Origin of the sequence: Arthrobacter sp. AG258, from assembly GCF_004364695.1 — a bacterium.
In the GTDB taxonomy this organism is placed as follows: Bacteria; Actinomycetota; Actinomycetes; order Actinomycetales; family Micrococcaceae; genus Arthrobacter.
The window spans coordinates 404538-416227 of sequence record NZ_SOBI01000004.1; the positions used below are offsets into that span (position 1 = coordinate 404538).

Sequence of the window (11690 nt, forward strand, 5' to 3'; positions counted from 1 at the left end):
GTTACTTCCGTGTCTGCGACAGTCGTGTCCAAAACGTGTCCAATCCTTGGTTGACCCGGGTGACGTCTTCCGGCGTTCCCATAAGTTCGAATCGATAAAGGTGGGGTACTTTGCACTTGGCGGAGATGATGTCACCGGCCATGCAGTAGTTGTCCCCGAAGTTCGTGTTGCCGGCACCAATCACGCCGCAGAGCAGTTGCCTGTTCTGCGGGTTGTTGAGGAACCGGATGACCTGCTTGGGAACGGACCCCTCTCCCCCGGTGCCACCGTAGGTAGGCACCACCAGCACGAACGGCCGGGTGGCGAGGAGGGGCGCGTCCTTCGCGTAGAGCGGGATCCGGGCCACCTCACGGCCTAGCTTCCTGACGAAGCGGCTGGTGTTCTCGGATGCGGAGGAAAAATAGATGAGCTGGCTGCCGGTACTGACCGGCCCTGCATCAGCCTGTGCACCGGCCAATGCGGACGCCTCCATGCGCTGAGCCGCATGGTCACGCTGTGCTGTGGGTGCCACCATGGACGTCACCTCAGCTTGTTGCTGTCGGGAAAAGCGGAAACCTTAGGCCACGGAGGAAACGGCGGACAGTGCCAGTTCCTCGATCTTGTCCGGGCGGAAGCCTGACCAGTGATCCTGGTCGGTGACCACAACGGGAGCCTGCATGTAGCCCAGTGCCTTCAGGCGCTCCAGCGCCTCGGCGTCCTGGGAGATATCGACGCTCTGGTAGGTGATGCCCTTTTTGTCGAGCGCACGGTAGGTGGCGTTGCACTGAACACACGCAGGCTTCGTGTAAACCGTTACGGTCATTGTCGCTGTCCCCTTAGTTGAAATCTCTTGCTGGTGCGGTGTCCCCGTCCAAGCCGTATGTAGATACTACATGTAGTGCAGGCGCCTCTTTTGGACCCCAAGATGATGTATTACAAGTATGTCATTTAATGCACCGTTAATCCACAGGCAGGGCCCCATAAAATGGCCGGGATCCCGGGATTTTTGGAAGTTCCGTCCACACCCTGTGGACTACTTAGCCACAATTAACGGCCAGCGTGTCGCGAAAACGACGGCGTGTCGCGGCGTTGTCCACAGGGCTTCCGGGCACGGAAAAGGGGTCCCGAAGTGACCTTCGGAACCCCTTGGGGTGACCAATCGCACCCACCGCCTGGTGCTGGTGGAAGCGGCGGGAGCCGCTACAGCGGGGCGGGCCTGCTGCAGAGGATCTGCTCTACGCCCATCCGGCCTTCGGCAAAGCTGCGGAGGGCCCCCACCAGGTACAGCCGCCAGACACGGACCACTTCCGGGCCCATCATTTCCCGGGCCCGGTCCAGGTTTTGCTCGAACGTCGCGTACCAGGCGTCAAGGGTGCGGACGTAGTGCCTGCGCATGCCCTCGACCCCCTCCACCTCAAACCCTGCGCCCTCGAGGAAGTTCAACGTCTCCCCCACCGGGCGCATGTGCATGTCCGGCGCGATGAATGATTCGATGAACGGACCGCCGCCGGGGTGGCGGCCGCGCCGGGACATCTGCTGTACCAGCACTTTCCCGCCCGGCGCCAGGTTATCGAACAAGGCCTGGGCGTAGACGGGATAGTTCTTCTGCCCCACATGTTCGCCCATCTCCAAGGAGGCAACGGCGTCGAATGGCCCGTCCGGGATCTCGCGGTAATCCTGTACCCGGATCTCCACCTGGTCCGCCAGGCCGTACTCGTTGATCCGGGCGTCGATGAATGCTTTCTGTTCCACGGAGAGAGTGACACCAACTACCTTGGCTCCATACTGCCGCGCGGCATGCAGGCTGAGGGAACCCCATCCACAGCCAACGTCCAGCAGGCGCATACCCGGTTCCAGCCCGATCTTGCGGCACACCAGGTCCAGCTTGTCGCGCTGGGCATCCTCGACGCCGTAGCCCGGACCGGGAGCTTCCGTCCAGTAACCGCTGGAGTAGGCCATCTGCGGGTCCAGGATCAGGCCGTAGAAGTCGTTGCTGAGATCGTAGTGGTGGCTGATCGCGGCGCGGTCACGGATCAGGCTGTGCAGCCGTCCCCGGACCTTGGCCTGCGTTGCCGGGGGCGCCGGCGGTGTCCCCAGGGCCCCGGCCGAGCGGGCGATCCTGCCGATGCCGGCGATGACTCCGGGCGTAAGGCGGATGCCGGATAACCGGCGCTGCCGGACCACTTCCCACAGCTGCTGCAGCGCCGAATTGAGGTCACCGTCAATGTCCAGTTCACCCGTGACGTAAGCCTGTGCGGCGCCAAGTTCGCCGGGGTTCCACAGCAACCGGCGGATGGCGTCCGGGCTGTTGAGCAGGACCACCGGGGCGTCCACCGGCCCCGCTTCCGAACCGTCCCAGGCCTTCAGGCGGACAGGCAGGTCCCCGCCCACCACGGGCCGCAGCACCTCTGCGATCGTTTCGGCAAGTGCAGCGGTCATCAGCGGCCTCCGTTGACGGCAGCGTTCTTCCTCCGGTCCAGCACAATTTGCTGGACGTTCAGGTAGCCCGAGGCAAAACCGGCCCTTGAATAGCAAAGGTAGAAGAGCCACATCCGCTGGAAGACGGCGTCGAAGCCGAGTTCAGCAACCTCGTCCTTCCGCGCCATGAACCGTTCCTCCCAGAGGCGCAGCGTCTCGGCGTAGTGTTCGCCGAAGGCAAGGCGTTCACGCACCTGCAGTCCGGTCCGCTTCTCTGTGACTTCCTCGATGGCCCGCACCGACGGAATCACGCCGCCCGGGAAGATGTATTTGTGCACCCAGGTGTATCCGGTCCGGGTGGCCAGGAGCCGGTCATGCGCGATGGTGATGGCCTGGATGGCCACCTTTCCGCCGGGGGCAAGGACACGCTCGATGGTTTGGAAGTACGTGGCCCAATATTCGTAACCGACGGCCTCGATCATCTCGACCGAAACGACGGCGTCGTATTCGCCCTCCACGGCACGGTAATCCTTCAGCTCAATGGTCACCTGGTCCGCGTAGCCTGCCTCCGCCACCCGTTTCCGGGCCAGCGCCTGCTGCTCGCTGGACAACGTGACCGAGTAGACGGTGGCGCCGCGGGCGGCTGCACGCAGCGCCAGTTCGCCCCACCCGGTGCCGATCTCAAGCACCCGGGTTCCGGGTCCGACGCCGGCCTTGTCCAGCAGCCGGTCGATCTTCGCCTGCTGGGCGGCGGCGAAGCCCTCCCACGGCATGTCCTTCACGGCGCTTCCCGATGCCGGGAAGAGCGCGCTGGAGTAGGACATGGTCTCGTCGAGGAACGTGGCGAACAGTTCGTTGGAGAGGTCGTAGTGACGGGAGATATTGGAGCGGGTGTTCTTCAGGGAGTTGCGTTCCGTCCGCGGCTGGCGCGGCAGGAAAATGGACCGCAGTTTCTGCAGCGGAGCCGGTATCAGGGTGCCCGCCCGCTCCGCGAAGACCTCCAGCACTGCTGTCAGGTTGTCTGCATCCCAGTCGCCGGCCATGTAGGACTCGCCCAGGCCGATCAAGCCCCCGTCGCCCAGCCGCAGGGCAAACTGCGCGGGCCGGTGGATGGTCATGACGGGTGCGCCCGAGCCGGCCGGGGCAGAACCCAGCACCTGGCCATCGGGGTAGCGCACCTCGAGCGGAAGGCGCCGCACCGCGGCCTTGAAGATCCCGTCCGCAATCCGCGCTGCACCGTTCGCCTTGAAACCCGAAGGCACGGCGGCGATTCCCGGCCAGATGCCCGCATCGATGGACGCGGGTGGCCGCGGCACGGTGTACGGTGCGGCGGAACCGTGATGGTCCGCCGGCCGCTCAGCCGAGGCGGTGCCGTTATCGTCCGTCATTGTCATTGAACTGCCTCCTGTGGGGGGTGATGTGGTCTGGCGACGACGGGCAGGCGTCTTGCCCAGAGCTTAACGCCCTGGAGCCGGATAAGTGCGGATACCAGCATCGGCGCGGCAGGCACTGCAACGGCTGCCGCGAGGATGTTCCGGATGGTGGCCGGTTTACGCTTGCCGTCCATGGTTGCCACGAAGGGTCGGTGCCCTTCGCGTTCCAGGACGATTGACACCGCCAGCCGCTCTCCGGGGGCGGGAAGCTTCATCCGGTATTCGCCGTCAACGTCGTTAAAGGGTGAAACGTAGAAAGCCTTCGGCACGGACGCGCGTCCCGAGGGGTCTGTCCGGAGCAGGTAGCAGTGCCGTTCGCCGTAGGTGTTGTGGACCTCGGCCACCACGCACCGCAGCTCTCCGTTGGTGCCGTAGCACCAGAAAAGCGTCAGCGGGTTGAAGACGTAGCCAAAAACCCTGGCACTGGTCAGCATGTGGATGGGGCCGCCGTCGGGCTCGATTCCCTGCGTCCGCAGGTAACGCTCCACGTTGGCCCTGAAGCTGGCCCCGGGATCGCCCAGATGGTCTCCCGCGCGGAATTCCGCCAGTAGCCGGAGCAGGCGGGGCAGGCGTGGCAGGTCATCCACGTCCACGAACCAGCTGTAGCTGCGGTAGGTGAACGCGTTCTTCAGCGGGGTCTGCCGCACATGCGAGATGGCGGTGCGGTAGATGGCGGCACCCATGGTCACGCCGGTTCCGCGGCAAGCAGTTCCCGCTCCCCCTCGCCGGAGGAGTTTCCGCCGTCATCGGCCCTGGCCACCGGCCAGGTGCGGCCGAGCTGCTCCGCGGCACGGACCCCGGAGAGGGCGCCGTCTTCGTGGAAGCCCCAGCCAAGATAGGCCCCGGCATAGGCGATCCGGTCGTTGCTGAGAGCCTTGATGGCCTGCTGGGCCTGCAGGGACTCGGGGGTGTACTGCGGGTGCTCGTAGACCATCCTGTCCAGGACGGCGACGTCGGCAATCAGTTCGGACTCGCCAAGACTGACCAGGTACGGCCTGCCGTCGGCCGGTTCAAGCCGCTGCAGGCGCGTCAGGTCGTAGCTGACCAGGACTTTGTCCGGTCGGGCGTCGCAGCCGGGAAGCCGGTAGTTCCATGAAGCCCTGGCATTCTCCGCCGCGGGCAGGACTGCGGGGTCCCGGTGGAAGACGGTGTGGTTGACCGAGTACGGCATGCCGCCGAGCGCTTCCTTCTCCTCAGGCGTGGCGTCGGCCAGGAACCCCAGTGCCTGCGCCGGGTGGGTGGCGATGACGACGGCGTCGAAGGCTTCCAGCCCAGCGGCAGTTGCCAGTTCCACACCGTCAGGGGTCCGCCGAAGGGCAGTGACCGGGGTTTCCAACCGGACATCGGGGAGGGCCGCAGCCAGCTTTTCGACGTAGCGGGCGGAGCCGCCGGTGACGGTGCGCCACTGGGGTGAGCCTTTGATGCCCAGCATCCCGTGGTGGCCGAGGAACGTGAAGAGGTACCGCGCAGGGTAGGACAATGCGGTGGTGGGGTCGCAGGACCAGACGGCGCTCACTACCGGGGTCATGAAGTGCGAGATGAAGTAGGGGCTGAATTTTTCCCGCTCCAGGAAGGCGCCGAGCGTCAGGTCGGGAACGTCCACCCCGCCGCTGACGGCCGATGGCGGCGCGGTCCTGAGCAGTTCGCGCGCCTTCCGGTAGAAGCGGGTGACCTCCAGGAGCATCAGCAGGTAGCGGCCGCGCAGCAGGCTCGACGGTTTGGCGATGATGCCGCGTGCGCCGTCCCGGGCGCCGGCATATTCGAGTCCGCAGCCGTCACAGCGGATGGACATGCTCATCTCCGAGTCCTGGGTTTCCACGCCCAGTTCGGCGAACAAGCGCAGCAGCGTGGGATAGGTCCGTTCATTGTGAACAATGAAACCAGTATCGACGCCGATGGCGCTGCCGTCCGGCTGGGGCATGTCGTGGGTGTGGGCATGGCCGCCCAGGCGTGAATCTGCCTCGAACAAGGTGACGTTGTCCTGCCGGTTCAGCACGTAGGCGGCCGTAAGTCCGGCCACGCCGCTGCCGATGACGGCGATGCGCCGCCGCCCGCCTGCATCTACTGCTGGATTAGGTGACAATTCGTGCTCCTCTGTTGGACATCTGCCGCCGGACCGGGTGTACAGAGGGCAATTCGGTACCGTGGCGGCGGCGGATGGGTGCAGTACTGTGGGCTGGTGGTAAACCCCGTGCACTTGAAGACCTTATTGGAGGTCACGCGGCTTGGCTCATTCGCCGCGGCCGCCGCGACACTTGGTTATACTGCCTCCGCTGTTTCGCAGCAGATGTCCGCCCTGGAGCGGGACACCGGCGTCACGCTCTTCCAGCGCTCGGCGCGGGCCGTGGTCCCTACGGAAGCCGCCGTCGTCATGACCCGCCACGCCGCGAAAGTGCTCACGGACATCGAAGCCCTGATGGCGGCAGCGTCCAGGGCACAGGACACGGGAAGCCAGGAGCTCCGGCTGGGAATCTTCCCCAGCCTCGCCACCTATGTCCTGCCCCGGATCCTGAAAAATCCGGCCTGGAAGAAGCTGGGCATTGACCTGCGGGTGTCCGTGGCTGAACCGGGCCAAACCATCCAGGGGCTGCGGACCGGCGGCGACCTCGACCTGGCGGTGGTGTTCCAGGTGGGCCAGACTGGCTTCGCCTGGCCCAACACGATCAACCGGCAATGGATTGGCGACGACGACTTCCGGGTGGTGCTGCCTGCCGGCTGGGGATTCCGCGCCGACGCGAAGGTGGCAGCGGACCATCTCTCCGACATGCCATGGATCATGCACCACCCCGGCACCAGTGATGCCATGGTGATTGAGCGGCTCTTCGCCGGCTGCAACCTGCACCCGCGCGTGGTGGCGCACAGCGACGACTTCCACGCAAGCCTGGAAATGGCAGCTGCCGGGCTGGGCGCCGCCCTTGTCCCGGAGCTCGCGCTGCGGAACAAACCGGCTGGGGTGGTGGTGCTGGACGTCCCCGAGATCCGGCTGGCACGCAACGTGTTCGCGCTTCTGATCAATGACCGGAAAACGGCACGGGTGCAGCTGTTCGTCGACCTGCTGGCTGAAACCCTTGCCGGCATGCGCACCGCAGTGAATTAGCCCCGAACGCTGGAATGGGCCGGACTTCGGGTCTATGTTGAGAATATGAACAAGGTAGCGAGCCAGCACTTTGGAGAGATCGACCTGAACCACGGCATGGATCATCTCTTCGCCGCCCGGCACGAGCTGCGCGGCCACCCGCTGGAACTCGACCTGAACATCAATGCCCACGACCACTTCGATGAAGCCGCGCTCCGGAAAGTCGAATACCGGCTGCGTTTCCTGCCCGAACTGGTGGACGAGGTCCGCGAGATGATCGCCGAGGAACTTGAGCAGGAGGGCACCAGCCCGCAGGAATACCTGCACTTCCACTGCAACGCGCTCAAGGAAGAACATCTGCACAAGGTGTTCGGTGTCCAGGACCGCAGCCAGCTCACCAATGAGGTGTTCCTCAAAGCACTGAAGCTCGGCCATGTGGGCATCTACCCCGGCCAGCCCGAACGCTACTTTGTCCTGGACTTCACCCTCGGCGAGCACTTTACCGATGAGGTCCTGGTGGCCTGCGCTGACCAGGACGGCGTGGTCGACGACGAGATCGTCTGGGAGTCGTGAGGTTGCCGGCGCTGTTGTGACACCCCGGCACTAAGGAGTGCAGGCGCCATGGATGTGTTTGATGACAGTCGCGGAACCCGGCGGCTGGCGTCCTCGCTGCTGCTGGCCGGCGTCGTGGTGTCGATCCTCGCCGGCGTCCTGCACGCCGAATCCCACGACGCGAATGATCACGTGGCATCCTTCACCGCCTACGCCAACAGTGGAATCTGGACCGCGGTGCATCTGGGCCAGTTCGTGGGCATGGCGTTGGTGGGCGCGGGCCTGGTTTGCCTGGCCACCGTGCTCGGTGGCCAGCGCCGGTCGCTCGCGTGGACGGCACGCTTTGGTGCCCTTTTCGCTGTTGCGGCCATTGCGCTGTACGCAGCCCTGCAGGCGGTGGATGGGGTGGCCCTGAAACAGGCGGTGGACGCCTGGGCTGCCTCGCCCGAACCGGAGAAGGCCTCGCGGTTCGCCACGGCTGAGGGCATCCGCTGGCTGGAATGGGGCATGCGCAGCTATCAAAGTATTCTGCTGGGCACGGCGTTGGTGTTGTTGGGTTTCGTGGTGGCCGCTTCGCACCGAATGTCCCGGACAGCCGGTTATGCGATGGCGCTGGCCGGGCTGGCCTATATGGCGCAAGGGTGGATTATCGGGGAATCCGGGTTCTCCGCCGACAATGCGGTACCGACGCTGGTGGGCATTGCGGCCATCGTGGTGTCGGCGGTGTGGCTGACGGTCGGCGCATGGCGGATGAAGAAACCGGCGACGGCCGGCCACGTGATGTGACCGGCCGCCTGCCCGCTTCTCAAACTTCCTACTTGGCCGCTTCCAGCAGGCCGGCGCGGACCGTCTGGGTTGCCTTGGCCAGGTTGCGCAGGGATTCTTCGGTCTCGGCGTAGCCGCGGGTCTTCAGGCCGCAGTCCGGGTTGACCCAAAGCTGGCGGGACGGGACGTGCTTGACGGCGGTGGACAGCAGCTCGGTGACTTCGGCTTCGCCCGGAACGCGCGGCGAGTGGATGTCGTAGACGCCGGGGCCAACGCCGCGGCCGAAACCGTGGGACTCGAGGTCGTGGACAACCTCCATGCGGGAGCGGGCTGCTTCGATGGAGGTCACGTCGGCGTCCAGGCCGTCGATCGCGTCGATAATCACGCCGAACTCCGAGTAGCAGAGGTGGGTGTGGATCTGGGTGGCGTCTGCGGCACCGGCGGTGGCCAGGCGGAAGGAGTCAACGGACCACTTCAGGTAACCGGCCTGGTCCGCCTTGCGCAGCGGGAGCAGCTCGCGCAGGGCGGGCTCATCCACCTGGATGACCTTGATGCCGGCGGCTTCGAGGTCGGCGATTTCGTCGCGCAGCGCCAGGCCAACCTGGTTGGCGGTCTCGCCCAGCGGCTGGTCGTCGCGGACGAAGGACCAGGCCAGGATGGTGACGGGCCCGGTCAGCATTCCCTTCATGGGCTTGGCGGTGAGGGACTGGGCGTATTCCGCCCACTTGACCGTGATGGGGGCGCTGCGGGTGACATCGCCCCACAGGATGGACGGGCGGGTGCAGCGGGAGCCGTAGGACTGGACCCAGCCGTGGACCGTGACGTCGAAGCCTTCGAGGTTCTCGGCGAAGTACTGGACCATGTCATTGCGCTCGGGCTCGCCGTGCACCAGGACGTCGTAGCCCAGCTCTTCCTGCAGGTCCACGACGCGCTTGATCTCGTCCTTCATGAGCCGCTCGTACTGGTCGTCGCTCAGCTCGCCCTTGGTGTTGCGGGCACGGGCGGAACGGATCTCCGAGGTCTGCGGGAAGGAGCCGATGGTGGTGGTGGGCAGGGGCGGCAGCTGCAGCGCCGCTTCCTGGGCGGCTTCGCGGGCGGCGTATTCGGAACGGCTGAAGTCGGCGGCCGTCAACGCTTCGGTGCGGGCCCGCACATCCTGGCGGCGGACACCGTGGGCGGTGGCACGCGAAGCGATCACGGCGGTGGCGTCATCGATGGCTGCCTGTGCGGCCGCGGGGTCGGCCAGCCAGGACGCCAGGATCTTGACTTCGGCGGCTTTCTGGTCGGAGAACGCCAGCCAGCTGCGGAGCTGCGCGGACAGCTGGGTTTCTTTATCGACGTCGTGGGGAACGTGCTGGGTGGAGGTGGACGTGGAGACGGCGACCTTGGCGGCGGCGCCCTTCAGTTCGTCCAGCTTCGCCGCCGACGCTGCAAGGTCGTTGCGCCAGATGTTGTGCCCGTCAACGACGCCGGCAACCAGGGTCTTGTTGCCCAGTCCTGCCAGCGCCGCGGCGGACGGAACGGCGCCCTTGAAAACGTCGATGTGCAGGGCGTCGATGTTGGTGGCAGCAAGGGTGCCAAGCTGTCCGTCGAGGGAACCGTACGGGGTGGAGACCAGGATCTGCGGGCGGTTGGCCGCAGCGGTCAGTACCTCGTAGGCCCGGGCAACCGCGGCTTCGATCTGGGCGGCAGGGAGGTCCTGGTCGACCACCAGGGCGGGCTCGTCGAGCTGGACCCAGCTGGCGCCGGCGGCAGCGAGCTGTTCGAGGAGCTGGATGTAGATGGGGAGGATGTCCGCCAGCCGCGACAGCGGCGCAAAGCCGGCCGGTGCGTCGTCTGACGCCTTGGACAGCAGCAGGTAGGTGACCGGACCCACGATGTAGGGGCGGGTCTCGATGCCGTTCTCCAGCGCGAACGCGAACTCGTCCACCTTGGCGGTGGAGGCAAGGGTGAATTTGGTCTCCGGGCCGATCTCCGGGACCAGGTAGTGGTAGTTGGTGTCGAACCACTTGGTCATTTCCAGCGGCTGCTGGTCCTTGTTGCCGCGGGCCAGGGTGAAGTACGCGTCGATGTCCAGGCGGCCCTCGGCGTCGAGGAGCTTGCCGAAGCGGGCCGGGACGGCGCCCAGGTGGGCGGTGGTGTCCAGGACCTGGTCGTAGTAGGAGAACGTCCCCGGCACGGCGGCGGCTTCGGTCAGGCCAAGGTCCTGCAGGCGCCGGGCGGTGGTCAGTTGGATGTCCTTGGCGGCGGCGTCGAGGGCGGCGGCGTCAATTTTGCCTGCCCAGTAGGCTTCAACGGCCTTTTTGAGTTCGCGGCGGCGGCCGATGCGCGGGTAGCCGAGCAGCGATGCCGACGGGAACGGGGTGTTTTTGGGCGCGGTCAGTTCAGGCATGGAGTTCTCCTAGGAAGTGTGGAGCGTGCGGGGGTGGTCTGTGGGGTTCGGCCGGGAAGTGCTCAGCTGGCGAGCTGGGGCCGGGCGGCGGAGTCCCGGCGGGTGCCCAGGCGGCTGTGGCGCGGCAGGGCCAGCTTGTCCAGCACTTCGAGCGCGCTTTGGTGCTCGTTGAAGGTGTAGAGGTGGATACCGGGGGCTCCGGCATCCAGGGCGGCATTGGCCAGGTTCACCGTGGCGTCGACGCCGATGTGGAGGCGTTCGAGGTCGCTGTCGGCGGCGGCCAGGCGTTCCATCAGTGCGGGTGCCGGTTCGACGCCGGCCAGTTCACCGAGCCGGGTGAGCCGGCGGAGGCTGGTGAGCGGCATGACGCCGGGGATGATGGGGATGGTGACTCCGGCGCGGCGTGCCCTGGTGAGGAGGTTCGCGTACTGCTCGGTCTCGAAGAACACCTGGGTGATGGCGAAGTCGGCGCCGGAACGCTGCTTGGCCAGCAGCACCTCGACGTCGTGTTCCTCGCTGGGCGATTCCGGGTGCCGGGAGGGATACGCGGCCACGCCGACGGCGATCTTTCCGGCGCAGAGCAGGGCTGAACGCCGCTGCTCCACCCGCCTGATCAGCTCGATCAGGTCCTGGGCGTACCGCAGTGCACCGTCGGAGGGCCGGACGCCGTCCTTGGGCAGGTCGCCCCGCAGCGCGAGGATGCCCCGCACTCCGATGTCCAGCAGTTCGCCGATGATTCCGGCCAGCTCCTGCGGCGTGTTTCCAACGCAGGTCAGGTGTGCCAGCGGCCGGAGGGTGGTCTCGAGCAGGAGCCGGTTAATGAGTTCGACGGCGGTGTCACGGTTGGATCCGCTGGCACCGTACGTCACGGAGACGTAGTCGGGCGCCGTGGTTTCGAGTTCACGGATGGTGGTCCAGAGCGTCTCGGCGGCGGCCGGGGAGCGCGGCGGGAACAGCTCATAGGAGAGTGCCACCGGGGCGGTGTCCGAGAGGTTTGGGTGTGCTTCAATGAGGCTTGGTGGTGACATTTGCGTCCTTGGCTTTGGGCCACTGGGGTTGCCTGCCGGTAAATCTA

Annotated in this window: 11 protein-coding genes; 3 read left to right on the forward strand and 8 right to left on the reverse strand. The window is 66.0% G+C overall.

Annotated features, from left to right (window positions below; genetic code table 11):
* Position 1 precedes the first annotated feature (1 nt).
* The 6 genes from nrdI to DFO47_RS11110 all read right to left on the reverse strand — a co-directional run bounded on the left by nrdI (position 2) and on the right by DFO47_RS11110 (position 5913).
* Positions 2-472, reverse strand: coding sequence for a class Ib ribonucleoside-diphosphate reductase assembly flavoprotein NrdI (nrdI, locus tag DFO47_RS11085; protein WP_133831703.1), 471 nt, complete (start codon positions 470-472; stop codon positions 2-4).
* Between the two features lie 84 nt (positions 473-556).
* A complete protein-coding gene (gene nrdH, locus DFO47_RS11090; protein ID WP_013601222.1) occupies positions 557-802 on the reverse strand; it encodes a glutaredoxin-like protein NrdH in 246 nt (81 codons plus the stop codon).
* A 377-nt stretch (positions 803-1179) separates the two neighbouring features.
* Positions 1180-2418 (reverse strand): cyclopropane-fatty-acyl-phospholipid synthase family protein, encoded by a 1239-nt coding sequence (locus tag DFO47_RS11095; RefSeq protein ID WP_133831649.1) that lies wholly within the window; start codon positions 2416-2418, stop codon positions 1180-1182.
* On the reverse strand, positions 2418-3791 hold the full coding sequence (locus DFO47_RS11100) for a class I SAM-dependent methyltransferase (protein ID WP_018761537.1): 1374 nt from the start codon (positions 3789-3791) through the stop codon (positions 2418-2420). The genes DFO47_RS11095 and DFO47_RS11100 overlap by 1 nt, the downstream gene beginning before the upstream one ends.
* Entirely contained in the window at positions 3788-4519 is a 732-nt protein-coding gene (locus DFO47_RS11105; RefSeq protein WP_133831650.1) for a DUF1365 domain-containing protein, read from the reverse strand. Before DFO47_RS11105 ends, DFO47_RS11100 begins: the two co-directional genes overlap by 4 nt.
* The gene (locus DFO47_RS11110) at positions 4516-5913 is read right to left on the reverse strand and encodes an FAD-dependent oxidoreductase (protein ID WP_133831651.1); all 1398 of its coding nucleotides are present in this window, start codon (positions 5911-5913) and stop codon (positions 4516-4518) included. The genes DFO47_RS11105 and DFO47_RS11110 overlap by 4 nt, the downstream gene beginning before the upstream one ends.
* A 96-nt stretch (positions 5914-6009) precedes the next feature.
* Between DFO47_RS11110 and DFO47_RS11115 the strand changes: the two genes are divergently transcribed.
* The 3 genes from DFO47_RS11115 to DFO47_RS11125 are packed head-to-tail and all read left to right on the forward strand — an operon-like array spanning position 6010 to position 8244.
* The gene (locus DFO47_RS11115) at positions 6010-6927 is read left to right on the forward strand and encodes a LysR family transcriptional regulator (RefSeq protein ID WP_026264521.1); all 918 of its coding nucleotides are present in this window, start codon (positions 6010-6012) and stop codon (positions 6925-6927) included.
* 45 nt (positions 6928-6972) lie between these two features.
* Positions 6973-7479: a DUF2004 domain-containing protein gene (locus DFO47_RS11120; protein WP_018761541.1), complete on the forward strand. Its 507-nt coding sequence runs from the start codon at positions 6973-6975 to the stop codon at positions 7477-7479.
* A gap of 48 nt (positions 7480-7527) precedes the next feature.
* On the forward strand, positions 7528-8244 hold the full coding sequence (locus DFO47_RS11125) for a hypothetical protein (protein WP_133831652.1): 717 nt from the start codon (positions 7528-7530) through the stop codon (positions 8242-8244).
* Between the two features lie 28 nt (positions 8245-8272).
* Here the strand turns inward: DFO47_RS11125 and metE are convergent, their stop codons facing one another.
* Positions 8273-10615 carry a 5-methyltetrahydropteroyltriglutamate--homocysteine S-methyltransferase gene (gene metE / locus DFO47_RS11130; RefSeq protein ID WP_133831653.1) on the reverse strand — a complete coding sequence of 781 codons (2343 nt, stop codon included), beginning with the start codon at positions 10613-10615 and terminating at the stop codon, positions 8273-8275.
* A gap of 62 nt (positions 10616-10677) precedes the next feature.
* Positions 10678-11643 carry a methylenetetrahydrofolate reductase gene (locus DFO47_RS11135; RefSeq protein WP_133831654.1) on the reverse strand — a complete coding sequence of 322 codons (966 nt, stop codon included), beginning with the start codon at positions 11641-11643 and terminating at the stop codon, positions 10678-10680.
* Between the last annotated feature and the right edge of the window lie 47 nt (positions 11644-11690).

What these genes read in the sequence shown, in the direction of transcription:
- nrdI (WP_133831703.1), bottom strand. Translation starts at nt 472, where the DNA reads ATGGAGGCGTCCGCATTGGCCGGTGCACAGGCTGATGCAGGGCCGGTC.
- nrdH (WP_013601222.1), bottom strand. Translation starts at nt 802, where the DNA reads ATGACCGTAACGGTTTACACGAAGCCTGCGTGTGTTCAGTGCAACGCC.
- DFO47_RS11095 (WP_133831649.1), bottom strand. Translation starts at nt 2,418, where the DNA reads ATGACCGCTGCACTTGCCGAAACGATCGCAGAGGTGCTGCGGCCCGTG.
- DFO47_RS11100 (WP_018761537.1), bottom strand. Translation starts at nt 3,791, where the DNA reads ATGACAATGACGGACGATAACGGCACCGCCTCGGCTGAGCGGCCGGCG.
- DFO47_RS11120 (WP_018761541.1), top strand. Translation starts at nt 6,973, where the DNA reads ATGAACAAGGTAGCGAGCCAGCACTTTGGAGAGATCGACCTGAACCAC.
- DFO47_RS11125 (WP_133831652.1), top strand. Translation starts at nt 7,528, where the DNA reads ATGGATGTGTTTGATGACAGTCGCGGAACCCGGCGGCTGGCGTCCTCG.
- metE (WP_133831653.1), bottom strand. Translation starts at nt 10,615, where the DNA reads ATGCCTGAACTGACCGCGCCCAAAAACACCCCGTTCCCGTCGGCATCG.
- DFO47_RS11135 (WP_133831654.1), bottom strand. Translation starts at nt 11,643, where the DNA reads ATGTCACCACCAAGCCTCATTGAAGCACACCCAAACCTCTCGGACACC.